At 70.4% G+C, this 23,882-nt stretch carries 24 protein-coding genes; 10 read left to right on the forward strand and 14 right to left on the reverse strand.

Annotation, left to right across the window (positions count from 1 at the left end; genetic code table 11):
• Positions 1-200: 200 nt before the first annotated feature.
• Positions 201-614 carry an NUDIX hydrolase gene (locus ACZ47G_RS19190; RefSeq protein WP_465744130.1) on the reverse strand — a complete coding sequence of 138 codons (414 nt, stop codon included), beginning with the start codon at positions 612-614 and terminating at the stop codon, positions 201-203.
• A gap of 275 nt (positions 615-889) precedes the next feature.
• The gene (locus ACZ47G_RS19195; RefSeq protein ID WP_465744132.1) at positions 890-2,254 is read right to left on the reverse strand and encodes a hypothetical protein; all 1,365 of its coding nucleotides are present in this window, start codon (positions 2,252-2,254) and stop codon (positions 890-892) included.
• A 224-nt stretch (positions 2,255-2,478) separates the two neighbouring features.
• On the opposite strand from ACZ47G_RS19195, the gene ACZ47G_RS19200 reads away from it, so the two are divergent.
• The 6 genes from ACZ47G_RS19200 to ACZ47G_RS19225 all read left to right on the forward strand — a co-directional run bounded on the left by ACZ47G_RS19200 (position 2,479) and on the right by ACZ47G_RS19225 (position 8,761).
• Positions 2,479-2,907 carry an ATP-binding protein gene (locus tag ACZ47G_RS19200; protein WP_465744134.1) on the forward strand — a complete coding sequence of 143 codons (429 nt, stop codon included), beginning with the start codon at positions 2,479-2,481 and terminating at the stop codon, positions 2,905-2,907.
• 530 nt (positions 2,908-3,437) lie between these two features.
• Positions 3,438-5,360, forward strand: a complete 1,923-nt coding sequence (locus tag ACZ47G_RS19205) for a nucleotidyltransferase domain-containing protein (protein WP_465744136.1) — start codon at positions 3,438-3,440, stop codon at positions 5,358-5,360.
• A complete protein-coding gene (locus ACZ47G_RS19210) occupies positions 5,357-6,487 on the forward strand; it encodes a hypothetical protein (RefSeq protein WP_465744138.1) in 1,131 nt (376 codons plus the stop codon). Before ACZ47G_RS19205 ends, ACZ47G_RS19210 begins: the two co-directional genes overlap by 4 nt.
• Positions 6,465-7,259, forward strand: coding sequence for an SDR family NAD(P)-dependent oxidoreductase (locus ACZ47G_RS19215; protein ID WP_465744140.1), 795 nt, complete (start codon positions 6,465-6,467; stop codon positions 7,257-7,259). Before ACZ47G_RS19210 ends, ACZ47G_RS19215 begins: the two co-directional genes overlap by 23 nt.
• Before the next feature lie 34 nt (positions 7,260-7,293).
• Positions 7,294-7,725 (forward strand): NUDIX hydrolase, encoded by a 432-nt coding sequence (locus tag ACZ47G_RS19220; RefSeq protein ID WP_465744142.1) that lies wholly within the window; start codon positions 7,294-7,296, stop codon positions 7,723-7,725.
• A gap of 154 nt (positions 7,726-7,879) precedes the next feature.
• Positions 7,880-8,761, forward strand: a complete 882-nt coding sequence (locus tag ACZ47G_RS19225; RefSeq protein ID WP_465744144.1) for a hypothetical protein — start codon at positions 7,880-7,882, stop codon at positions 8,759-8,761.
• 207 nt (positions 8,762-8,968) lie between these two features.
• On the opposite strand, the gene ACZ47G_RS19230 is transcribed toward ACZ47G_RS19225, so the two are convergent.
• Genes ACZ47G_RS19230 through ACZ47G_RS19265 form a run of 8 tightly spaced genes read right to left on the reverse strand, consistent with a single transcriptional unit; the run spans position 8,969 to position 15,781 of the window.
• Complete coding sequence (locus ACZ47G_RS19230) at positions 8,969-9,358, reverse strand: metal-sulfur cluster assembly factor (RefSeq protein WP_465744146.1); 390 nt, start codon at positions 9,356-9,358, stop codon at positions 8,969-8,971.
• Positions 9,359-9,379: 21 nt separating this feature from the next.
• The gene (gene sufU / locus ACZ47G_RS19235; RefSeq protein ID WP_188303625.1) at positions 9,380-9,832 is read right to left on the reverse strand and encodes a Fe-S cluster assembly sulfur transfer protein SufU; all 453 of its coding nucleotides are present in this window, start codon (positions 9,830-9,832) and stop codon (positions 9,380-9,382) included.
• A gap of 20 nt (positions 9,833-9,852) precedes the next feature.
• Positions 9,853-11,112 carry a cysteine desulfurase gene (locus ACZ47G_RS19240; protein WP_465744148.1) on the reverse strand — a complete coding sequence of 420 codons (1,260 nt, stop codon included), beginning with the start codon at positions 11,110-11,112 and terminating at the stop codon, positions 9,853-9,855.
• Complete coding sequence (gene sufC, locus ACZ47G_RS19245; protein WP_188303623.1) at positions 11,109-11,873, reverse strand: Fe-S cluster assembly ATPase SufC; 765 nt, start codon at positions 11,871-11,873, stop codon at positions 11,109-11,111. Before sufC ends, ACZ47G_RS19240 begins: the two co-directional genes overlap by 4 nt.
• A 6-nt stretch (positions 11,874-11,879) precedes the next feature.
• Entirely contained in the window at positions 11,880-12,197 is a 318-nt protein-coding gene (locus ACZ47G_RS19250) for a bifunctional 3-phenylpropionate/cinnamic acid dioxygenase ferredoxin subunit (protein ID WP_465744150.1), read from the reverse strand.
• A 5-nt stretch (positions 12,198-12,202) separates the two neighbouring features.
• The gene (gene sufD / locus ACZ47G_RS19255) at positions 12,203-13,435 is read right to left on the reverse strand and encodes a Fe-S cluster assembly protein SufD (protein WP_380462300.1); all 1,233 of its coding nucleotides are present in this window, start codon (positions 13,433-13,435) and stop codon (positions 12,203-12,205) included.
• Positions 13,436-13,495: 60 nt separating this feature from the next.
• Positions 13,496-14,911 carry a Fe-S cluster assembly protein SufB gene (gene sufB, locus ACZ47G_RS19260; protein WP_380462299.1) on the reverse strand — a complete coding sequence of 472 codons (1,416 nt, stop codon included), beginning with the start codon at positions 14,909-14,911 and terminating at the stop codon, positions 13,496-13,498.
• Positions 14,912-14,920: 9 nt separating this feature from the next.
• Complete coding sequence (locus ACZ47G_RS19265; RefSeq protein WP_465744153.1) at positions 14,921-15,781, reverse strand: helix-turn-helix transcriptional regulator; 861 nt, start codon at positions 15,779-15,781, stop codon at positions 14,921-14,923.
• A 164-nt stretch (positions 15,782-15,945) separates the two neighbouring features.
• Between ACZ47G_RS19265 and ACZ47G_RS19270 the strand changes: the two genes are divergently transcribed.
• Entirely contained in the window at positions 15,946-16,875 is a 930-nt protein-coding gene (locus ACZ47G_RS19270; protein WP_380462297.1) for an ABC transporter ATP-binding protein, read from the forward strand.
• 47 nt (positions 16,876-16,922) lie between these two features.
• On the forward strand, positions 16,923-17,657 hold the full coding sequence (locus ACZ47G_RS19275; protein ID WP_465744410.1) for an ABC transporter permease: 735 nt from the start codon (positions 16,923-16,925) through the stop codon (positions 17,655-17,657).
• A gap of 72 nt (positions 17,658-17,729) precedes the next feature.
• Here ACZ47G_RS19275 and ACZ47G_RS19280 read toward each other — a convergent pair whose 3' ends face one another.
• Positions 17,730-18,425, reverse strand: a complete 696-nt coding sequence (locus ACZ47G_RS19280; RefSeq protein ID WP_465744155.1) for an LAETG motif-containing sortase-dependent surface protein — start codon at positions 18,423-18,425, stop codon at positions 17,730-17,732.
• Between the two features lie 319 nt (positions 18,426-18,744).
• A complete protein-coding gene (locus ACZ47G_RS19285) occupies positions 18,745-20,067 on the reverse strand; it encodes a choice-of-anchor A family protein (RefSeq protein WP_465744157.1) in 1,323 nt (440 codons plus the stop codon).
• 188 nt (positions 20,068-20,255) lie between these two features.
• On the opposite strand from ACZ47G_RS19285, the gene ACZ47G_RS19290 reads away from it, so the two are divergent.
• Positions 20,256-21,236: a COX15/CtaA family protein gene (locus tag ACZ47G_RS19290; protein WP_465744159.1), complete on the forward strand. Its 981-nt coding sequence runs from the start codon at positions 20,256-20,258 to the stop codon at positions 21,234-21,236.
• A gap of 213 nt (positions 21,237-21,449) precedes the next feature.
• Here the strand turns inward: ACZ47G_RS19290 and ACZ47G_RS19295 are convergent, their stop codons facing one another.
• A complete protein-coding gene (locus ACZ47G_RS19295; RefSeq protein ID WP_465744161.1) occupies positions 21,450-21,788 on the reverse strand; it encodes a hypothetical protein in 339 nt (112 codons plus the stop codon).
• Between the two features lie 72 nt (positions 21,789-21,860).
• Here ACZ47G_RS19295 and ACZ47G_RS19300 point away from each other — a divergent pair, with 72 nt between their 5' ends.
• The gene (locus tag ACZ47G_RS19300) at positions 21,861-22,502 is read left to right on the forward strand and encodes a DUF2461 domain-containing protein (RefSeq protein WP_465744163.1); all 642 of its coding nucleotides are present in this window, start codon (positions 21,861-21,863) and stop codon (positions 22,500-22,502) included.
• A gap of 55 nt (positions 22,503-22,557) precedes the next feature.
• Here the strand turns inward: ACZ47G_RS19300 and ACZ47G_RS19305 are convergent, their stop codons facing one another.
• Complete coding sequence (locus ACZ47G_RS19305; protein WP_465744165.1) at positions 22,558-23,505, reverse strand: heme o synthase; 948 nt, start codon at positions 23,503-23,505, stop codon at positions 22,558-22,560.
• Positions 23,506-23,882: the final 377 nt, after the last annotated feature.

The raw sequence follows: 23,882 nt of genomic DNA on the forward strand, positions 1-23,882 counted from the left end.
CGCACAACCATTTCCCTCGAAGGAGCGGTTTGCGCGGCATCAGGTTGACGAAAGGAATCTCCCGATACGACGAGGCTCAGCCTACTTACCGAGCCCCGTCCAGGTGCTGCCAGCCGGCATGCCACGCCTGCTCGAAACCGCCGCCCCTCAGCTCACAGTTCGCCCCGCCTTTGGTGGCCCCCATAGGGCCCCGGCCTTGGTCAGGCACTGAGCGCAATGTCCAGGTACGCCTGCACCGGCTCGAACAGCCCGTACGGCACGTACTCGGGGATCTCGGCAAGGGTCACCCACGCGAGCTGGTCCAGCTCCTCCGTGTCGACCACCTCGGCGGTGCCGCTGACGGCCTCGCAAGCCGTGTACGACATCAGCCGACCGGTCTTCGGATGCACCCGCTCACCCAGGAGCTTGACGGCGGCCACACCCAGTCCGGTCTCCTCCGCCGTCTCACGGACAGCCGCCTCCTCGGGCGACTCGCCGGCCTCGATCTCACCGGCCGGGAACTGCCAGGAGAGCTGGCCCTCGCTCACCCGCCGCCTCACCATCAGCACGCGGCCTTCGTGGACCACGATCGCGGCGGCAATGCCCGGGCGTTCCTCCGCAGTCTGCTGTGTCATGTCTGCTCCTCCAGGAGGGCCAGGATGGGTGGGAAATCGTATCGACGTCGATAAAGCGGATCACCGAGTTTCGAGAAACCCACATCACGTCGACGTTCTCGACGGCGTCGCCGTTGGTTGCCTCGACAGCTACCTACTCGCACAGCACGCCCTTCACGGGGTGGAGGCGGCTACCAACGGACGACACAGTCGACCCGGTTTCGTCCAGCGTCTCCCGAACGTATCGTCGTCGCGCCGACAGACCAGCAGCACGACGCCCCGCCGGTCGAAGACGGTCAGGTCAGGAAGGCGGCTGCCCGCTGGTCGAGTTCCCGGGCTGCCGAGACTCCGCGGTGTTTGAACTGAGCGAGGCTCTTGCGCATCTCCAGGACGGCACGGCGGGTACGGGCGGACCGCACGCCGGCCATGGCGTCAAGCGCGCGGTTCCAGGTGCCGCAGGCCTGCTCGATACCGCCATGGGTGAGTTCCATCTCGGCCTGGGCCACCAGATCGAGAGCGAGGATGCGAGCGTAGGTCGTGGCCGGCCGGGTGGCTGCCGCCGCCGCGTAGTTCTCGGCCGCGCCCTTGCGGTCGCCGAGCCGGGAGAAGACCTTGGCGCTACGGGAGTTGACCATGGCGCGGGCAGGCCCCCAGGAGCGGGCCCAGAACGGCACATCCTCTCCGTTCGCGGCCTCCAGTAGGTCCTGAGCGCGCTGGATGGCCTGCACTGCGGGGCGACGCTGGTTGATGGCAGCGAGGCCGTGGGCGTGAGTGATGGTGAAGATGGCCTCGGTGCTGGGGTCCACCCGGCCGGTGGCCCGCGACAGCGCGGTCTCTGAGAGAGCGAAGGTCTGAGAGGGGTGGCGGAGCTTCATGCCCTGCTGGGCCAAGGTCCGTAGGACGAAGGCGTCGTGGCCGACGATCCCGGACTCGACGGCGAGGGCGTACGACTGGTGGTAGTAACGCTGGGCGAGGCCTTGTTCGCCTGCGTCGTAGGCCTTCCAACCGGCCAGGTGCACACCGACGGCTGCGGCAGAAAGCATCTGCTGGCGGTCCTCGTGGGTGCGGAAGGTGCCCCGACACAGGGCCGCGACGTCGGACCGCAGGTACTGAATCAGGGCGGAGCGGCCGTGCTGGCCGCCGTGGCGCTCATCGATCTCGGTGAACATGCTGATCATGTCACGGACGGCGGCAACCTCGGCGGCCCCGGCGACGGCACCGCCTCGGACGGCTGCGGTGCGTTCGGCGCTCTCGCGGACGTACTCCAGGGGCAGGTGCATCGCGGCAACGGAGTACGCCGAGGCAGCCAGGAACTTTCGTCGGTCCAAGTCAGCTCTCCACACCCGTGCGAGGACGCCCACCGGGTCGGGGCCGATGGACAGCCCGAGGCCCGGATCGGATTCTTCCACCGACCGTAGCCCGAGTTCGGCTGGGGTGTAGAGCCGTCCCGTCTTGCGGAACAGTGCCTCACAGATGAAAGCGGGAGTATCGCCCTCCGGATCGGCGCCACGCAGCCACTTGTGGACCGTGGACGGGTTCGTCCGCAGGTAGACACCGACCTCGGCCGCCACACGGACGACGCCCCGGGCGAGGGCATCGAAGGTCATGTCGGCGTCAGCAACGGCCGCTTCGAGCTGGTGGTTCGTCACAGGCTGTGCCATGACCACTCCCTTCCTCAGCGCCGGGCGGCGGTAAACACGGTAAAGACAACCGACCCTCCAAGACAGGGACTTGGGCGAAGCAGCGCCTGTTGACTTGGTGTCAGCCGCTCGGGTCGAGAGTCGATACCGGCTCCGAGGAAGCCCTGGGCTGCTGACTCCGACCGCTGCCACCCGGACAGCCCCCGCTGTCCGGATCATGCAGCTCTGGCGACCAGGAGCGGACCGTGACCACCGAGATGCTGATCAGAACGGAACCACTCGCACGCCCTGCGACGGCAAAGCTGCCGTACACGCCGCAGTCCGCCTCTGCGGCGCGTCGGCTGGTCCGCGACGCGCTCGCGGACTGGGAGCTGGGCCACCTGGCCGACGACGCTGAGTTGGTCGTCACGGAGCTGGTCTCCAACGCGGTCAAGACCGGCTGCTTGACCGAGATGCGGGTCGGCATCGCCCCAGTGACCAGCCGCGCCAGCCAGGCCATGCGGATCTCCGTACGGGACGGCTCTTGTGCCCTGCCGGTCCTGATCCGTGCCGCCCACGACGCGGAGTCCGGCCGCGGCTTGGCCCTGGTCGACCGCTTGGCCGTTGCCTGGGGCGTCGACCTGGAGCCGCACGGCAAGACGACGTGGGCGGACATTGCCGTGGACCGGGCGTGAGCGGCCAACGCCGCAGCGCCGACCGCGACCCTGCAGGCCCCGCGCTCACCGCGCTGTGGGCACTCGGCCACGCCGTTGTTCTCGGGCTGCTGTCGGTCCCGATCCAGCACCACGTCGAGGCGGACGCCATGGACTGCACTGGTTCCGCCGCGTCGGTTCCGGACACGCCGCCGCCTGCCTGACCGCAGTACCCCCGCCTCGGCATTCACCGCGCACCGGCCCGAGGCGGGACCGGCGGCTCCGGGTGAACCCCCGCAGCCGGAGCCGCCCGCATTCGCCGGCTCGGCGACCCGCCAGGCCGGAAACCCGTCACGCCGAAGGGAGATTCGCCGTGCCGCAAACCGCCGTTCCGATCTTGGAGGCCCCCCAGCCGCCCCCGCCCCCGCCGCCTCCGCCCCCGGCCCCGCCGATCCCGCAGCCGCCGTACCCGGGCCGTTAGCCCGATCCGGCCCTCGGCCGGGCGCCCTCGCGGCGTCCGGCCGAGGGCCGCCCACCGCCCCACAGACGTTGTGCACCATCCGGAGGAAATCGTGTCCATCTCCCCTGAGCACGACCCCACGCCTTCCCGGCCCGTCACGATCGCACTCAGCGGTCCCGACAACGTCGGCAAGACCAAGCAGATCGGCATCCTGGCTCGCCGCCTCGGCCCCGCCGGCCACGCCACCGGACCGCTGGACGACTACGACCCGCGCTGGGACGCCATCAAGGCCATGGGCATGGGCGCTTGGTGGTTCGAGCGCGGCCCGGTCGAGGAAGTCGCCGATGTCCTCGCCAGCTCTTACCTGGAACGCTCCCGCAGGACCGCCACCGCTCCCGTGCGCCTGATGGACCGGGGCGTCCCGATGCTGGAAGCCTCGCTGGCCGCTACCGTCGCGGTGCGCGAGCGTCTCAGCCCCGACGAGGCCGCCGATCGGGCCCGCAAGCTCCTCGATCCGTACGCCGCCGACGTCCAGGCCGCCGAGGCGGCCGAGTACGGCATCGTGCTCCTTCACGACGACGACCCGGTGATCGGCACTTCCCTCAGCCTCTCCCACGAGCGGCACGTCACCCCGGCCTACACGGACTACCAGCGACACCTCCACCTGCAGATGCACCGGCTCGTCGCCGAGGAAAGGTGGGCGGAGACCATCGTGGTCGGGGAGCGCCGGGTCGTGGCCGTCCAGGACGAGATCCGCCGGCGCCTGCACCCGATCGTCCCGATCGTGCCTCCCCGCGCCCTTCCCGGCCTGCGGGTGGTCGCGCTCGGGGGCATGTCGGAGAGCGGCAAGAGCACGGCGGGCGAGTACCTGCGGGTCAGGCACGGATACGCCCGTCTCAAGATCGGCTACCTGATCGAGGACGCCGCCCAGCGCGCCGGCATCGTCGACCCGTACGAGATTCCGGCCTCGATGCGGGCCGAACTGCTGGTCGACGGCCTCGACCGGTTCTGCGCGTCCCACCACTTCCTCGACCACGTCACCATCGAGTCGCTGCACGACCAGGACGGGACCGCCGAGCTGCGGCGGATGCTCGGCGAGCAGCTGACCGTCGTGTACGTCGACGCGACACCGGAGATCCGCGCCGAACGCGGCACCGCCGGACCCGAGGACGTGGTCGAGCGCGACGCCGTCAAGGCCCGACGCGGCGCGGCCGGGATCATCGGGTTCGCCCACGAGGTCGTCGACAACAACCGCGGCCGCCTGCACCTGGAGCGCCGCCTCGACGGGATCGCCCTGGCCCGCCGATGGCCGCTGCGCAGGCCGGCCACCACGCCGGTGAACACGCTGGGCCTGCCCGTCCACCTGGAGTCCTACCTGTCCGGGCTGCTGGACCGCACCACCGTCCTGGTGCCGCCCGTCATCGACCTCCTCGCCGTGACCGGCAGCGGAGCGCGCGGCAAGTACCAGCACGGCTGGTCCGACCTGGACGTCTTCGTCGTCGCCGAGCAGGACAGCCTCCCCCGGCTCCGACAGGCCCTCGCCGAACTCGAAGCCGAACTCGCTGGCGTCAAGCTCGGCCTGACCGTGCTGACCCAGGACGAGTGCCGCACCGGGGCGGTCACCTCCCGCCTGCTGCACGTCCTCATGCTGATCGGCTCCGGCTCCCTCGTGCCGCTGTGGTGCCGCCCGGGCCTGGCCCTGCCCGCCCCGGACGCGGCCGACGATGTGGCGGCCAGCGTCGAGGCCGGTGTGCAGGCTGCCATCGAGATCCGCCGCCAGCTCCTCAAGGGTGCTCCCGACCTCCGCGCTCTGTTCAAGATCACCGCTCTGCTGGCCAAGGTGATGCTCCGCTTCGAGGGCACCGAACGCGCCTCGGACGACGACGCGCTGGGCGTCTTCCTCGACCGTGAGCCCGCCACCGACACCGCCCTGCGTCGCGAGGCCCGTGAGCACCGCGACAAGGCAGTCGACCTGGCCAACATCGTCCTGAGCCACTGGCTTTCCACCATCGCCCTGCCCACGAGCCGCGCATGAATGCCCAAGCCACTCCGACGCCAACCTTCCGCAAGCTCCTTCCCCCAGCAGCTGCGGACGCCGAGGTCCGGGGCTGGCAGGCCGTCGCCCGCACGCTGCCGGTGCCCCGGCTGCTGGGCCGCAGCCAAGCGGCCGGCAAGCAGGTGGTGGCCTACGAGAACGTGCTCGCCACCGGCCGGTGCAGCATGCTGCTGGGCGACCTCATCGCCACGGCCGACCGCGATCCGAGCGCCCTACCCCGGGTCACCGCGCTGATCGATGCGGTCTGCGACAGCCTGCTCGCCGCCGTCGCCGACAGCGGCCGCACTGAGCCGCTGTCGGCCTGCGTGCCCGGCCTCTACCTGGACCGCATCCGGCCCGGCGGGCGGATCGACGCCTGGTACCTGTCCGGCCACCTCGCCATCCCGGGCCCGCGCGCAGACCAGACGCTGCCTGTGCACGCGCTCACGGGCCACATCTTCGTCGCCAATGGCATCCCGATGCGGCTCGACCTGCCCTCCATCATCTGGAAGACCCGCGAAGCGCTCCACCCCGGCCGCCCCTGGGCCACCGCCCTCACCCAAGGCGACCCAACCGAGCCGAACATCGCCGACCCGCTGTGCTGGCTCGACTTCGAGTACGCCGGACGCAACACGCTCGCAGGTGAGATCGCCATCCTCCTCTGGTACCTCCTCGGCATGGGCGGCTGGCTCGTGCCGACCTACCAGCCCGACGTGTACGCCCGCACCCTGCCGCTGCACCTACCGCCGATCGCCACCCCGCGCCTCGAACACGTCGACCACGACGAGCGCCACCGCCGCCTGGAAGTCCGATACACCTGGCCGGTCGGCGCCGGGCGCCACGCGGCGATCACCCGCCTGCTGAAGTGCGTACGAGCCGACCTCGCCCCGGCCGCCGGCCTCAACCAGGACCAATTCCTCAGCCAGATCCGCCACTTCCTCGCCCTGCGGATGCTGGGCGTCATCCCGCCCAGCCGCCTTACCGGCCACGATCTGCTCCTGCTGCTGGCCAAGCTCGCCGAGACCCAGCAGCCCGAAACCATTGGCGAGACCTTCACCCACACCCAGCTCGCTCCGGCCACCAGCCCCGACGATCGGACCGACGATGACCGCGCTCACGCCGCTTGACCTTCCCATCGTTGCGCTCCCGCTCCAAGGCAGGGTCGCCCTGATCACCGGCGGAGCCACCGGGATCGGCGCCGCGATCAGCCGAGCCCTGGCCGCCGCCGGAGCCTGTGTCGCCGTCAACCACCTCGCGCAGATCGCCCAGGCCCGCACCGTGCTCGACGACGTGCGCCGCGAGGGCCGCACCGGCATCGAGGTCAGCGCCGACCTCATCGACCCCAACGCCGTCGCCGCGCTGACGAGCCAGGTCGAGTCCGAACTCGGTCCGATCGACATCCTCGTCAACAACGCCGGCGCCTACCCCCGCATCCCGTGGAACCAGCTCGGCGAGGACGAGTGGGCCCGCGCCATCGAGTCCAACCTCACTATTCACTACCGCACTTGCCGAGCCATCACCCCAGGCATGGCAAAACGCCGGTGGGGGCGTATCGTCAACATCGGCAGCGTCAATGCCCGCGCCGGGCGCCCCAGCCTCACCGCCTACAGCACCGCCAAGGCCGGACTGCTCGGCCTCACCAGGTCGCTGGCCAGGGAACTTGGACCGGACGGAATCTGCGTGAACACTGTCCTACCCGGGGCCATCCAGGTCGAGGCGGAGAACGACCTGCCCGCCCACCACCGCGCCCGACCCGAAGACCAGATCCGCCGCCAGTGTGTCCAACGCCGGGGTCGTCCCGAGGACGTCGCCGCCGCAGTCGCCTTCCTCGCCGGCCCGAACGCGTCCTTCATCACCGGCCAGTCGTTGCACGTCGACGGCGGATGGCTTCTCCACTGACCGACCCAGCCCACCGACCAGAAAGCAGACCACCATGCAACACCGTGTCCGCGCCGTCCTCCTCACGCCGAACAACACCATGCTGCTCATCAAGCGCATCCGTCCCGGCATCGACCCGTACTGGGTGATCGTCGGTGGCAAGATCGAACCGACCGACGACGGCCCCGAGGACGCCCTACTGCGCGAGGTCCGCGAGGAGATCGCCGGCGAAGCTCAGATCGTCAGCCTCCTCCACACCGCCGAAACCGACGACGAGCGCCAGGACTTCTACCTCGCAACCGTCGAGAAGTGGAGCTTCGAGGACCGCACCGGCCCCGAGTTCAGCCAGGGAGGCCGGGGCGAGTACATCCTCGAAGAGATCCCCCTGACTACCGACGCTCTCGACGCGGTCAACCTCCTGCCCCAGGACTTCGCAGCCGTCCTGCGCGAGGCCGTCGAGCGCGGGGATCTCCTCGCCGCCAGGTAACCGCAAAGCGGTAGATGCGTCAGCACGCTGATTTCCCCAAAAACGCCTAACGCTGCGTCAAGCATCGTGGTACGTTCCGTAATCTAACCGAAAATAGGTGACCCCGGCAGCGCGCCAACGCTCCGGGGTCCGGCAACAGGAGCCAGAACTCCCGATGCGAGTCCATCGTAGCGCCCACGTGCGCAACTTCACCGTGCTGCCCAACGCCCTACTCCAGTACCGGCGGTTGAGCTACACCGCCCGAGGCCTGCTCGCGGACCTCCTCTCCCGCCCCGACGGCTGGCGCGAGGACGGGCGGCACATGGCCGACACCAGCCCGCAGGGGCGCGGCGCGATCCGCAAGGCGTTGAAGGAGTTGACCGACGCCGGGTACTACCGGGTCGAGAAGATCCGCCTGCCCGACGGCACCATCATCACCGAGACCCACGTCTACGACACCCCGCAGCTGACATCACCGGGTGCCACCCGTCCGGCGCCCGGCGGACCGGCAACCGGCCGTGCTGGCAGCCCTGTTGTAAAGGACCAGCAGCAAGAACCCTCCCTCCCCACGAGCCCGGCCGACGAAAGCGACCAGACGCCGCCCGACGGTGAGCCGCTCCCGGAAGCGGTGGCCACCCTGTTCCGCGCGATCAGGCCCGAGCCCCGGCTACGCCTGGGCGAGGCCGAGGCCCGGGAGTTGGCGCCCTTGGTGGCCCAGTGGCTGGCGCGCGGCTGTACCTCAGCCGACCTCGCCCAGGCCCTGCTGCCGGGCCTGCCCACCCCGATGCACTCGGCGGCCGCCGTGCTCCACTACCGTCTGGAGCACAAGATGCCACCCGCCCGGCCCGTTGCACGGCCACCGGCCCGGTACGCCGAGTGCACCAAGTGCCACGACCCCGTGCCACGACCGGGCATCTGCCGGCCGTGCGCCGGCCTGACCATCCGAACCCCCACGGCCCGCAAGGGCGCGGACGTGGCCGCCGCAGGTGCCGCCCGAGTCCGAACTGCCCTGCGCTCCGCAGTAACCGGCAGTCGGCCTGCACACATCGCAGCCTGAGACACGTTCCATCAGCGCCGCGCGCCACCCGACCGGGTGGCGCGCGGGCAGGGCCGGGGCGGGCACCCGCCGGCAGGCGGGTGGGGGGTGGACGGTGGGGAACGGCGGTGGACCTGCCCGCCGAAGCAGCTCACGCGCGGGTGAAACGCCGCTGCCGCGCAAACCTTGCGGTTTGCGCGGCAGCGGAACAACGATCGCCGAGCGACCTCAGACGTTGAAGCCCAGGGCCCGCAGCTGGTCGCGGCCGTCGTCGGTGATCTTGTCCGGGCCCCACGGCGGCATCCAGACCCAGTTGATCCGCAGGTCCTGGACCAGGCCGTCGGTGGCGGTCTTGGCCTGGTCCTCGATGACGTCGGTCAGCGGGCAGGCCGCCGAGGTGAGCGTCATGTCGATGGTGGCCACGTCGGACTCGTCGATGTGGATGCCGTAGATCAGGCCCAGGTTGACGACGTCGATGCCCAGTTCGGGGTCGACGACGTCCATCAGGGCCTCGGTCAGGTCCTCGACGGAGACGGTGCCGGCGGTGGTGCCGACGATGAGGCCGGTCGGCTGCTCCCCGGCGGCGGTGTCCGCAGCGGAGGTGGTTTCGTCAGTCATGGTCATTCCTCCTCTGCGGGATCAGTCGTTCACGGCGGGGTGCTGGGCGAGCGCCTGGGCGGTGGCGTCCTTCCAGGCCATCCAGCTGAGCAGGGCGCACTTGACCCGGGCCGGGTACTTGGAGACGCCGGCGAACGCGACCGCGTCCTCCAGCACCTCCTCGTCGCCCTCGCCCTGGCCCTTGCTCTGCATCAGCTCCAGGAAGGCCTCCTGGACGGCCTGTGCCTCGCCGACGGTCTTGCCGACCACCAGGTCGTTCAGCACCGAGGCGCTGGCCTGGCTGATCGAGCAGCCCTGGGACTCGTACGAGACGTCGGTGACCGTCGCGCCGTCGAGCTTCACCCGCAGGGTGATCTCGTCGCCGCACGTCGGGTTGACGTGGTGCACCTCGGCGTCGCCGTCCCGCAGCCCCTTGCCGTGCGGGTTGCGGTAGTGGTCCAGGATGATGTCCTGGTACATCGAGTCGAGCTTCATGGTCGTCCTGCCCTGTCCCGTCAGCCGAAGAAGTTCCGGACGTGGTGCAGGCCGTCGATCAGCGCGTCGACCTCGCCCGGCGTCGAGTACAGGTAGAACGACGCCCGCGTGGTCGCCGGAATTCCGTACCGCAGGCAGACCGGCCGCGCGCAGTGGTGTCCGACGCGCACGGCGATGCCCTGCTCGTCCAGCACCTGGCCCACGTCGTGCGGGTGGATGTCGCCGAGCGTGAAGGAGATCGCGGCACCGCGGTCGACGGCCGTGCGCGGGCCGATGATCCGCAGGTCGGGGACCTCCAGCAGGCGCTCCACCGCGTACTCGGTGATCGCGTGCTCGTGGGCGGCGATCTTGTCCATGCCGATCGCCGACAGGTAGTCGATGGCCGCGCCGAGCCCGACCGCCTGGGCGATCGGCGGGGTGCCGGCCTCGAACTTGTGCGGCGCCGGGGCGTAGGTGGACGAGCCCATGGTGACGGTCTCGATCATCTCGCCGCCGCCGAGGAACGGCGGGAGGTCCTCCAGCAGCTCCTGACGGCCCCAGAGCACGCCGATGCCGGTCGGGGCCAGCATCTTGTGGCCGGTGAAGGCGACGAAGTCGGCCTCCAGCGCCTGCACGTCCAGCACCATGTGCGGCGCGGCCTGCGAGGCGTCGATGACGACCAGCGCGCCGACCGACTGGGCCTTGCGGACGATCGTCTCGACCGGGTTGACCGTGCCCAGCAGGTTGGAGACCAGGGTGAAGGAGACCACCTTGGTCTTCTCGGTGATCAGCTCGTCGATGTCCGACAGGTCGAGCCGGCCCTCGTCGGTCAGCCCGAACCACTTGAGCTTCGCACCGGTGCGCTGCGAGAGCAGCTGCCACGGGACGATGTTGGAGTGGTGCTCCATCTCCGTGATCACGATCTCGGAGTCGGCGTCGACCTTGTACGGCTCGTCGGCCCAACCGAGCATGTTGGCAACGAGGTTGAGCGACTCGGAGGCGTTCTTGGTGAAGATCACCTCGTTCCGGCTCGGCGCGTTGACGAAGGCCGCGACCTTGTCGCGGGCGCCCTCGTACATCGCCGTGGCCTCCTCGGCGAGCACGTGCACGCCGCGGTGGACGTTGGCGTTGTGCCGCTCGTAGTAGCCGTTCAGTGCTTCGAGCACCTGGCGCGGCTTCTGCGAGGTGGCCGCGTTGTCCAGGTAGACCAGCGGCTTGTCCTCGTGCAGCAGCCGCTGCAGGACCGGGAAGTCCTTGCGGATCGCGTCGGTGTCGAGCAGGCCGCTAAAGGTATGGGTCACTCGGACGCGCCACCCTTCACATATGCCTCGTAGCCCTCGTTCTCCAGCTTGTCGGCCAGCTCGGCGCCGCCGGACTCGACGATGCGGCCGCCCGCGAAGACGTGGACGTAGTCGGGCTTGATGTACCGCAGGATGCGGGTGTAGTGGGTCACCAGCAGGGTGCCGACCTCGCCGGTGGAGCGGACCCGGTTGATGCCCTCGGAGACGATCCGCAGCGCGTCGACGTCCAGGCCGGAGTCGGTCTCGTCGAGGATCGCGATCTTCGGCTTGAGCAGCTCCAGCTGGAGGATCTCGTGGCGCTTCTTCTCACCGCCGGAGAAGCCCTCGTTGACGTTGCGCTCGGCGAACGCCGGGTCCATCTGCAGGGCGGCCATCGCCTCCTTGACCTCCTTGACCCACAGCCGCAGCTTGGGGGCCTCGCCGCGGACGGCGGTGGCGGCGGTGCGCAGGAAGTTGGAGACCGAGACGCCGGGGACCTCGACCGGGTACTGCATGGCCAGGAAGACACCGGCCTTGGCGCGCTCGTCGACGGACATCTCCAGGACGTCCTCGCCGTCCAGCAGCACGGTGCCGCCGGTGACGGTGTACTTGGGGTGGCCGGCCAGCGAGTAGGCCAGGGTGGACTTGCCGGAGCCGTTCGGACCCATGATGGCGTGGGTCTCGCCCTGCTTCACGGTCAGGTCGACGCCCTTCAGGATCTCGCGCGGGCCGTTCTCGGCCTCGACGGAGACGTGCAGGTCGCGGATTTCAAGGGTTGCCATGTGTACTCAGGACTCCTGGTTGACGGAGACGAGCACATCGTCCCCTTCGATCTTTACGGGGTAGACAGCGACCGGCTTGGTGGCGGGCAGGCCGGAGGGCTTGCCGGTGCGCAGGTCGAAGCTGGAACCGTGCAGCCAGCACTCGATCATGCAGTCCTCGACCTCGCCCTCCGAGAGCGAGACGTTCGCGTGCGAGCAGGTGTCGTTGATCGCGAACACCCCCTCGTCGGTGCGGACGATCGAGACCGGCACGCCGTTGAGGTCCACGCGCTTGGGGACGTCCTCCTGGAGGTCGGTCAGCGCGCAGGCACGGAGGAAGCTCATCGGGATCAGACCGCCGCTTCCAGCTCGGCGTCGATCTTCTCCATGAGCTGCTCCTGGACCTCGGCCACGCCGATCTGCTGGAGCAGCTCGGCGAAGAAGCCGCGGACCACCAGGCGGCGCGCCTCGTCGGCGGGGATGCCGCGGGCCATCAGGTAGAACAGCTGCTCGTCGTCGAAGCGGCCGGTCGCCGAGGCGTGGCCGGCGCCGACGATCTCGCCGGTCTCGATCTCCAGGTTCGGGATCGAGTCGACCCGGGCGCCGTCGGTGAGCACCAGGTTCCGGTTGAGCTCGTAGGTGTCGGTGCCGAGCGCGGCGGCGCGGATCAGCACGTCGCCGACCCAGACCGCGTGGGCGTCCTGGCCCTGCAGCGCGCCCTTGTACGCCACGTTCGACCGGCAGTGCGGCGTGTCGTGGTCGATGACCAGGCGGTGCTCCAGGTGCTGGCCGGCGTCGGCGAAGTACAGGCCGAACAGCTCGGCCTCGCCGCCGGGGCCCGCGTAGTTGACCCGCGGGTGCAGGCGGACCAGGTCGCCGCCGAAGGTGACGACCACGGACTTGAACGAGGCGTCCCGGCCGACCAGCGCGCTGTGCTGGGCGGTGTGGACGGCGTCCCGCTCCCAGTCCTGGACGGAGACGAAGGTGAGCTTGGCACCGTCGCCGACCAGCAGCTCGACGTTGGCGGCCCGGGTGCCGGTGCCGGTGTGGTTGATCACCACGACGGCCTCGGCGAACGGCTTGACGTCGATCACCACGTGGGCGAAGCGGGTGCCGCCCTCGCCGTGCACGTCGATCTTCACCGGCTCGGTCAGCACCGCGTCCTTGGGGACGGTGACCACGAGCGCCTGCTCGAAGGCGCTGAAGGCCTGCGCGGCGACCCGGTCGACCGGCTTGCCGGCCTTGCCCAGGCGGGCGTCGTCGCGGCCGACGGTCTCGGCGGTGACGCCGTCCGGCAGGCCCAGCTCGACCTTGTCCTCGCCCTTCGCGGCACCGACGGCCGAGCCGTCGTGCAGGCCGCCGAGGCGGTGCATCGGAGTGAAGCGCCAGTCCTCCTCGCGGCCGGTGGGCACCGGGAAGTCGTTCACGTCGAAGGACGGCTTGACCGCGACGCGGGCGTCGATCGGCTGCTGGACGGTGGTACGGCCGGTGCCGGGGCCGGCGAGCTGCGCGCCGGCGCCGGCGGTGCCGACCTCGATCGAACCGGCGGTGGTGGAGCCGGTGGTGTTCTGAACGTCAGCCATGGCTGTTCGTTGTGCTCTCTTCCTCAGAAATTCCGGATGGACGGCGGTGACGGCCGGTCGTCAGCCGACGGAGCCCTCCATCTGCAGCTCGATCAGCCGGTTCAGCTCCAGCGCGTACTCCATCGGCAGCTCGCGCGCGATCGGCTCGACGAAGCCGCGGACGATCATCGCCATCGCCTCGAACTCGGTCATGCCCCGGCTCATCAGGTAGAAGAGCTGGTCCTCGCTGACCTTGGAGACCGTCGCCTCGTGGCCCATGGACACGTCGTCCTCGCGGACGTCCACGTACGGGTAGGTGTCCGAGCGGGAGATGGTGTCGACCAGCAGGGCGTCGCAGAGCACGTTGGACTTGGCGCCCTTGGAGCCCTCGCCGATCTCGATCAGACCGCGGTAGGAGGTGCGGCCGCCGCCTCGCGCCACCGACTTGGAGACGATGTTGGAGGAGGTGTTCGGCGCCATGTGGACCATCTTGGCGCCGGCGTCCTGGTGCTGGCCCTCGCCCGCGAAGGCGATCGACAGGGTCTCGCCCTTGGCGTGCTCGCCCATCAGGTAGACGGCCGGGTACTTCATGGTGACCTTGGAGCCGATGTTGCCGTCGACCCACTCCATGGTCGCGCCCTCGTACGCCACGGCGCGCTTGGTGACCAGGTTGTAGACGTTGTTCGACCAGTTCTGGATGGTCGTGTAGCGGCAGCGGCCGCCCTTCTTGACGATGATCTCCACGACCGCCGAGTGCAGCGAGTCGGAGGAGTAGATCGGCGCGGTGCAGCCCTCGACGTAGTGGACGTAGGCGTCCTCGTCGACGATGATCAGCGTCCGCTCGAACTGGCCCATGTTCTCGGTGTTGATCCGGAAGTAGGCCTGGAGCGGGATGTCGACGTGCACGCCCTTCGGCACGTAGATGAACGAGCCGCCCGACCACACCGCCGTGTTCAGCGCGGCGAACTTGTTGTCGCCGGCCGGGATGACGGTGCCGAAGTACTCCTTGAAGATCTCCGGGTGCTCGCGCAGCGCGGTGTCGGTGTCCAGGAAGATGACGCCCTGCTCCTCCAGGTCCTCGCGGATCTGGTGGTAGACGACCTCGGACTCGTACTGGGCGGCGACACCGGCGACCAGGCGCTGCTTCTCCGCCTCCGGGATGCCCAGCTTGTCGTAGGTGGCCTTGATGTCCGCGGGCAGGTCCTCCCAGGACTCGGCCTGCTTCTCGGTGGAGCGGACGAAGTACTTGATGTTGTCGAAGTCGATGCCGGTGAGGTCGGAGCCCCAGGTCGGCATGGGCTTCTTGCCGAACAGCTTCAGGCCCTTGAGCCGCAGGTTCAGCATCCACTCGGACTCGTTCTTCTTCGCCGAGATGTCGCGGACGACCTCCTCGCTGAGCCCACGCTTGGCCGCGGCACCGGCGGTGTCCGGGTCGGCCCAGCCGTACTCGTAATTGCCCAGGCCTTCGAGCTCGGGGTGCGAAACGGTGTCAGTCATGCGAGCTTCCTAACGCGCGGACGCTGAATCTTCGGTGGACGCAGAGTTTTCGGTGGATGTACTGGCAGTCGGCACCGCACCGGAACCACGACCCGCCGGAGGCTGGACAGGCGACGATGCGGCACCGGGTGCCGGCACATAGGTGGTGCAGACCCCGTCGCCGTGGGCGATGGTGGCCAGCCGTTGCACATGGGTGCCCAGGAGCTGGGAGAAGACCTCGGTCTCCGCCTCGCAGAGCTGCGGGAACTGCTCGGCGATGTGCGCGACCGGGCAGTGGTGCTGGCAGAGCTGGGCGCCCGCCGGGGCCTTGGCCACGGCCGACGGGACACGCCGCACCGTCGCAGCGTACCCGTCCGCGCTCAGCGCCTGGGCGAGGGCCTCCGGGCGCTCCAGGGCCCCGGCCTGCCGCAGGGTCTCCCGGTACTTCTCGCCCTGCTTGCCGAACCGGGCACGGGCGAAGGCGGCCACCGCCTCCTCGCCCGCCTTGCCGCCGCCCACCGCGTCCGAGATCCAGCGCAGCGCGTCGGCGGCGAGCTGGTCGTACGCCTGGTAGAAGGCGTCCCGTCCGCCGTCGGTGAGGGCGAACACCTTGGCCGGGCGGCCGCGGCCGCGGCTGCCGTAGACCCGCTGCTCGCGGGACTCGACCAGGCCCGCGGCGGCTAGTCCGTCCAGGTGACGGCGGACGGCGGCGGCGGTGAGGCCGAGCCGGTTCGCCAGGTCGGCGGCGGAGGAGGGGCCGTGGTCCAGGATCGACCGGGCGACCCGGTCGCGGGTGGCCCGGTGGCCTTCCAGCAGCACCTCGGCCGCCGTCACGGGCACGTCGCAGTCGGGGGCCGACTCGGCCTCCGGGTGCGTGGTGTGCTCGCGCATGTTTTTCACAACACCAGTGTTGCGTAATTACTTCCGGGAGGACAAGCCGTGATCCAGGCCTCACCCGTGGCATCTGTCACGCAGGTAAGCCTTACCTGGCCTGCGAAAACGATCACCAAGGCCGGTGTCCGGCCTGCCCGTTCGGCCCTCTTAGACTCGCCGGTATGCATTCCGAACCCGCGGTCCAGGTCGCCGGGCTGGTCAAGCGCTACGGCGACAAAGCCGCGGTGGACGGCCTCGACCTCACCATCGCACGCGGCGCGATCACCGCCGTCCTCGGCCCCAACGGCGCCGGCAAGACCACCACCATCGAGACCTGCGAGGGCTACCGCCGCCCCGACGCCGGCACCGTCCGCGTCCTCGGCCTCGACCCGGTCGCCCAGAGCGCCGCCCTGCGGCCCCGGATCGGCGTCATGCTCCAGTCCGGGGGCGTGTACGCGGGCGCGCGCGCCGTCGAGATGCTGCGGCACACCGCCAAGCTGCACGCCCACCCGCTGGACGTGGACGCCCTGGTCGAACGCCTCGGCCTCGGCTCCTGCGGCCGCACCACCTACCGCCGGCTCTCCGGCGGCCAGCAGCAGCGGCTCGCCCTGGCGATGGCCGTGGTCGGCCGCCCCGAACTGGTCTTCCTGGACGAGCCCACCGCCGGCCTCGACCCGCAGGCCCGCCGCGCCACCTGGGAGCTGGTCCGCGACCTGCGCCGGGACGGCGTCACCGTGGTGGTCACCACCCACCACATGGACGAGGCCGAACAGCTCGCCGACCACGTCGCCGTCGTCGACCGCGGCAAGGTCATCGCGAACGGCACCACCGAGGAGCTCTGCCGCGGCGGCGCCGAGGACGCCCTGCGCTTCGACGGCCCGCCCGGACTCGACCTCGGCCCGCTGCTCAAGGAGCTGCCCGCGGGCGCCACCGCCACCGAGACCGCCCCCGGCAGCTACCGCGTCGAGGCGGCCGTCGACCCCAGCCGGCTGCTGGCCACCGTCACCGGCTGGTGCGCGGCCTCCGGCATCCTGCCGGAGCGGCTGTCCGTGCAGCGCCGCAGCCTCGAAGACGTCTTTCTCGACCTGACCGGACGGGAGCTCCGCTCGTGACCCCTGTGGACTACGCACCGAAGCCCGGTGCCGCCCCCGTCGGCCGGATGCTGCTCGCCCAGACCGCCTTCGAGACCAAGATGCTGCTGCGCAACGGTGAGCAGCTGCTGCTCACCGTGGTCATCCCGACCGTGCTGCTGGTGCTGTTCTCCGCCGTCGACATGGTCGCCGTGGACGGGCCCGGCAAGCGGGTCGACTTCCTGGCGCCCGGCCTGCTCGCGCTGGCCGTGATGTCCACCGCCTTCACCGGGCAGGCCATCGCCACCGGCTTCGAACGCCGCTACGGCGTGCTCAAGCGGCTCGGCGCCAGCCCGCTGCCGCGCTGGACGCTGCTGACCGCCAAGACCGGCTGCGTGCTGGTCACCGAGGTGCTCCAGGTCGCGCTGCTGTCGGTGATCGCCCTGGCCCTGGGCTGGTCGCCGCACGGACTGGCCACACCGCAGGGGGCCCTGGCCGTCGCCGCGCTGCTCGTCCTGGGCACCGCCGCCTTCTCCGGGCTCGGCCTGCTGATGGCCGGCACCCTCAAGGCCGAGGCCACCCTGGCCGGCGCCAACCTGGTGTTCATCCTGCTGCTGCTGGCCGGCGGGGTGATCGTGCCGCTGAGCAAGTTCCCGGACGCGGTGCGCTCGGTGCTGGAACTGCTCCCGATCTCGGCGCTCTCGGACGGGCTGCGCTCGGTGCTCCAGTACGGCGCCGGGGTGCCCTGGTCGGACCTCGGTGTCCTGGCCGGCTGGGCCGTCCTCGGCCTGGCCGCGGCCGCCCGGTTCTTCCGCTGGGAGTGACCTCGGCAGCGACAACGCGACGCCCCCGGCCTGTCGAGGCCGGGGGCGTCGCGGTTCTCCGTCGGTCGGACGTCAGCTCTCGCTGCTGCCACGGCGCTTGCGGGCGAGCAGCACCAGCGCGCCACCGACCAGCAGCACGCCGCCGCCGGCCGCCGCGATCATCGGGGTGGCGTCGCTGCTACCGGTCTGGGCGAGCGCCGGGGCGCTGGTGGCGGGCGCCGGGGCCGGGGCGGCCGGGGTCGCCTGGCCGGGGGTGGGGGTGGCCGTCGGGGACTTGCTCGGGGTGGGCGTCGCCGACGGGGTCGGGGTCTTGGTGGGGGTGGGCGTCGGGGTGGGAGTCGGGGTGGGCGTGGGGGTCTTGGTGGGGGTCGGGGTGGGCGTCGGCGTCGGGGTGTGGCACGGCGCGATGGTCTTGGTCTCGTCGATGCTCCACCCCTTCTCCGCCGGGGTCTCGGTGGTCTTGACCACCAGGTGCGCGGTGAGCGGGGCGTCGTGGTCCTTCACCGGGAAGGTGCCGTGGAACTCCGCCGGGAACGCCTTGGCGTCCAGGACCTTCTCGTCACCGATGGTGAGGCTGACGGTGTTCTTCACGTCAGGCTTGGGGCTGTAGTTGATCAGGTCGATCACGACCTTGTCGCAGGTCGTCGACCAGGTCGGCACGTGCGCCGAGGCGTTGGTGGCCAGCGCCAGCGGCAGCAGAATTCCGGCCGCCGCCGTTCCGGCGAGTGCCGCCGTGCCCATCCGAATGTGCCGCTGCTGTCGCGCCATTACCCTGTTCCCCTCCGAACGGTCTTGCGCAGCAGGCGGGTTGGAGTGGTTCGCGGTGGCCCGCTACGACATGTCCGGGGGACTCTACCGGCACTTCCACACCTCGCCACACCCCGCCGTGCGACCGGATTTCGTCTGTCGGTCCGTTCCCGGATGTGCATGACCAGCCCATCACAGCCGTCACCTCGCAGAACGCGGATCCGGCAAAGTTGAATGAACTTCGTCACCTTAGGAACACAACGGCGCCCCGGGTGATCGGGTTCAATCACCAGGGGCGCCTTGTCGATCAGTCGACGAACGTTCGGACCGGTCCGTCCCGTCAGGCCCTCTTGGCCGCCTTCCGCCGGGCCGCCACCACGATCCCGCCACCCGCGGCGAGCACCACCGCACCGCCGATCGCCAGCGGCAGCACCGGGCCGGAGCCGGTGTGCGCCAGGTTGCCGCCCTCGTTCGCCTGGGCGGACGGGCTGGCCGAGGCACCCGGCGCGGCCGCCGAGGAAGAGGAGGAGGCGGCGGACGCGCTCGGCGAGCCGCTCGCAGTCGGCCTGCCGGTCGCCGGAGCGCTCGGGGAGCCGGACGGAGCGGTCGAGGCGCTCGGCGTCACCGGGGTGGTCGGCGAGCCGGACGGCGTCACCGGCGGGGTGACCGGCGGCGTGGCCGGGGTGGTCGGCACCGTGGTGCCGGGCAGGCAGCCGGTGAACGGGTAGTGGTGGGTCTCGGCGCCGCCCTTGCCGGTCAGCGAGGCCGCGATCACCGAGCCGTTGACCGGGCCGCCGCTACCGAGGTCGAAGGCGGCGTTGGGCGCGAGGACGGTACCGGCCCAGGCGGCCTTGCTGTTCTTGACCACCTTGGTCGCGGTGGGGAAGTTCCAGAGCAGCTTGGCCCGGATCGCGCCGCCCGCCGCGCTCTGGTTCTTGTCGTCCAGGACCCAGTTCTCCTTGGGGGCGTCCCACAGGTGGAAGCCCGTGGTCCCGGCCGCCGCCATGTCGTACGAGCCACCGGTCACGTTGATGACGGTGACCGAGCCGGCCGGCACCTTGACGAAGACGTCCTTGGCGCCCTGGAGCTTCGCGGCGTCGACGGTGAAGCTGTTGTACTCGGCGTCCCCGCCGGTGAAGGTCAGCTTGGCGCCGTCCGCCTGGACGGTGGCCCCAACGGTCTGCGGCACGGCGGCCAGCGAGGTGGCGGCGGCACGCAGCCTGGCGAACTCGGCCTTGAAGTCGATCGGCGAGGCGCCCTGGGCGATCTTGCCCTGGTGCGCTTCGATCACCGCGCCGTCGGCCTTGGAGCCGTAGACGCCGTTGCCCTTCATCACCTGGGTGTTCTGGCCGGTGATCTTGCCGGCCACGACCAGCGCGTTCTTGCCGGGCAGGGCGTCGACCTCGCCGGCGGTCAGCTCCTGGCCGACCGAGAAGCCCCCGGTGAAGTCGGCGTTGCCGCCGACCGCGACGGCACCCTCGGCGTCGGGGGTGTGGGTGTCGTCGCCCTCGATGAACTCGCCGTAGAGGTTGGCGACCCCGAGGCTGCGGCACTGCCCGTCGATGCCGACAGCCTGGGCAGCCGGCGTGGCGAGTCCGGCGAGCCCGGCGAGTACGAGCGAGCCGCCGACCGCGAGCGCGGCGGCGGAAGTGGATATGCGCATGTGCAGGATCTCCGCTTGCGTGCGGGAGGAGTGGGAGAGGCCCGAAAAAGGTATGGACCAATCCGCACTCTTTCGGCCGAACGGGTGAATGGTCAAGACCATTGACCGCCTTGCCCGAACAGTCCGCTTTGCTCCCGGGGCGCGGCGGGCTCGGCCCCGCCCCAAGATCACCCGTAAAGCCACCTACGATGGAGCCCGTGCTGAACCCCTTCTCCCTGCTCGCCGAGCGCTGGCAGCCCACCGCCGCGATGGTCCGGCGCGCCACGTTCGCCGCGCTGGTGATGAGCGTGGTGATCGTCGTCACCGGCGGCGCCGTCCGCCTCACCGCCTCCGGCCTCGGCTGTACGACCTGGCCCCGCTGCACCGCCGAGAGCCTGACGCCCACGGCCGAGATGGGCTTCCACGGCATCGTCGAGTTCACCAACCGGATGCTCACCTACGTGCTGAGCGCCGCGGTCGGCTGGGCGATCCTGGCCGCCCGCTGCCACCGCCCGTGGCGGCGCAGCCTGACCAAGCTCGGCTGGGCCCAGTTCTGGCTGGTGATGAGCAACGCCGTCCTCGGCGGCATCACGGTCCTCACGGGCCTCAACCCGTACACCGTGGCGCTGCACATGATCGCCGCGATGGCGCTCGTCTGGGTCGCCCTCCTGATGTGGGAGCGGTCGAAGGAGGGCGACGGCCCGACGAAGCTGTCGGTCGCCCGCCCCATCCACCAGCTGTCGTACGTGCTGGTCACGGTCGTCGGCCTGCTGGTCGCCGCCGGCACCCTGGTCACCGGCGCCGGCCACCACCCGGGCACCCCACAGGACAACAAGATCGTCCCGCGCATCCCGATCGACTACGACCGCCTCGCGCAGTTCCACGCCGACTTCGCCTTCATCTCGGTCGGCCTGACCGTCGCGATGATCTTCGTCTTCGCCGCCATCAAGGCTCCGGTCGCAGCCAAGGCCCGCACCAAGGAACTGCTGGCCGTCCTCCTCCTCCAGGGCGTCCTCGGCTTCATCCAGTACTTCACCGACGCCCCCGAGCTCATGGTCGGCCTCCACATGCTCGGCGCCAGCCTCACCTGGATCGCCGCCCTCCGCATCCCTCTCGCCCTCCGCGTACGCGAGGCCGAGGAGATCACCGACCCACTCCCCACCCAAACCCCGCAGGCTGCCGCAGTCTGAGCGTCATCGAAGGCCCCCATCCGAGCAGGATGGGGGCCCTCGCCATGTCACAACAACTGCCGACCGTCGTGGCTCCGGTCGCTAGGGGCGCCACCGGGACTCGGGAAGCGATTCCTTCCGGGCGCAAACGCCTGGGGTGCCTCGCCAGATCACGCTGAAGACGACGGCCCGGCTCCCCACACGGGAAGCCGGGCCATCACCGCACTCGAAGACTCAGCCGCCGAGCTGGATGCCGGCCATCCGCTTCCACTCGTACGGCCCGCTCTTCACCTTGAGCCCCAGCTCGCCCTCGAAGTTCTCGTGCAGGGTGAGCCCGGCCAGCTCCGCGGCCCGGCGGCCGACGGCGTACGTGGGGGCGACCTGGTCGCCCCAGGCGCCGTCCGCGCCGACCACGACGATCCGGGTGGCCACGGCGCCGACGTACTCGACGACCGCGTCGGCGTTGCCGCCGTGCTGCTGGGCGAAGCTGGTCAGGTGCTTGGCGATGCGCTTGGCGCGGCGCTCGGTGCGGGCGTCCGGCGTGGCGGCGGTGGCGGTCTCTGCGCTGCTCATGCCCGCATGCTACCCACCGGTAGACGCCCTGGCGACGGGAGCGCCCTGTGCACCGGGCCACATACTGGAGGCATGTCATTCTCCGGCTGGCCGGCCGAGGCGCTGGACTTCTACGAGCACCTCGAGGCCGACAACTCGAAGACCTTCTGGCAAGCCCACAAGGAGCAGTACGACGACGCCGTACGGGCGCCCATGGAGCTGCTGCTCGCCGAGCTGGAGCCGGAGTTCGGACCGGGGAAGATCTTCCGTCCCAACCGCGACGTCCGCTTCAGCGCCGACAAGTCCCCGTACAAGACGCACATCGGCGCCCACCTGGAGACCGGCGGCTACATCCAGCTCTCCGCCGACGGCCTGGCCTGCGGCAACGGCATGTACCAGCTCGCCCCCGACCAGCTGGACCGCTACCGCGCCGCCGTCGCCGAGGACGTCAGCGGCGCCGAACTGGAGCGGGTGATCGCCTCAGTCGAGGCGGACGGCCCCAAGGTCCACGGCCGGGACTCCCTGAAGACCGCCCCGCGCGGCTACCCCAAGGACCACCCCCGGATCGAACTGCTCCGCCACAAGGGCCTGGTCGCCTGGCAGGAGTGGGAGCCCGCGAAGTGGCTGGGCACCCGCACCGCCCACACCCGGATCACCGCCTTCCTGCGCGCCTCCCAACCGCTCAGGGACTGGCTGGACGGCCACGTCGGCCCGTCCGAACTCCCCTCTCGCTGAATACGGAAGAGCCCCGGTCCGCAACGGACCGGGGCTCTTCGACGTCAGAAAGGCCTTACTTCACGAACGGATCGATCGCGCACACCACGAACAGCAGCGACAGGTAGGTGATCGACCAGTGGAACAGCCGCATCTCCTTCAGCTTCGCGCCCACGATCCCGGCCTTGGCCCGCCCGTACAGCGCGTGCGCCTCGCGCAGCCAGAACCCGCCGAGCAGCACCGCCGCGACGGGGTACAGCCAGCTCATGTGCCCGAGCGGCCAGACCGCCAGCGAGACCGCCACCATCACCCAGGAGTAGGCGACGACCTGCTTGCCGACCGCGACGTTGCCCTTGACCACCGGCAGCATCGGCACGCCGGCCCGCTCGTAGTCGTCGCGGACCTTCATCGACAGCACCCAGGTGTGCGGCGGCGTCCAGAAGAACACCACCAGGAACAGCGCGATCGCCGCCCAGGACACCGAGTTGGTCACCGAGGACCAGCCGATCAGCACCGGCATGCAGCCGGCGATGCCGCCCCAGACGATGTTCTGCGAGGTGCGCCGCTTGAGCCCCAGCGTGTAGACGAACACGTAGAACAGCAGCGCGCCGAGCGCCAGTCCGGCGGAGAGCCAGTTGACGCCGAAGCCGAGCAGCAGGGTGGAGAGGACACCGAGCGCGATGCCGAACACCAGCGCCTCGCGCGGGGACACCATCCCGGTGACGATCGGTCGCCGCTCGGTGCGGGTCATCAGCGCGTCGATGTCGCGGTCGATGTACATGTTGAGGGCGTTGGCGCCGCCCGCCGACAGGTAGCCGCCGACCACGACCTTCAGCACCAGCAGCATGTTCGGCACGCCCTGCTGGGCCAGGAACATCACCGGCACCGTGCTCATCAGCAGCAGTTCGATGATCCTCGGCTTGGTCAGTGCGACGAACGCGCCGACACGGGCCCCGATGGGCCGGTGCGCAGGAGTCGCCCCGGTGACCCCGGCGGGACGGGTTTCGACGGCGGTCACTAACACCCCAACTGAAGATGAATCCTCGCAGGCGTCCACAGGAACGAAGGCTCCCAAATCGTCCGCTCTGCGCGTACCACGCCACCTTAGACGCTCCATATATCCCATCCGGCCCCGGGGTCCCTCGGCGAGGCGGATCGCACACCCCCGGGTGAACCGCCTGGGTGAAGCCACGAAGCGGCCCCGGAGCGGCCCCGCAACCCGTCCCGACCACCCGGGCGGCGCGGCCCGGCAAAACGGGAGAGCCTGGGACAAAAGACGCCAGAACGCCCTAGTGGGAATCACCATGCGGAAATCCCGGTTGTCCCGGCACGGAGGGTGAGCCCCGGCCCGGACGGTAGGCTCGCACGCAGAAGCGGGATCTACCCTCCGTGACCGGCACC

Source organism: Kitasatospora sp. NPDC030952 (assembly GCF_055571335.1).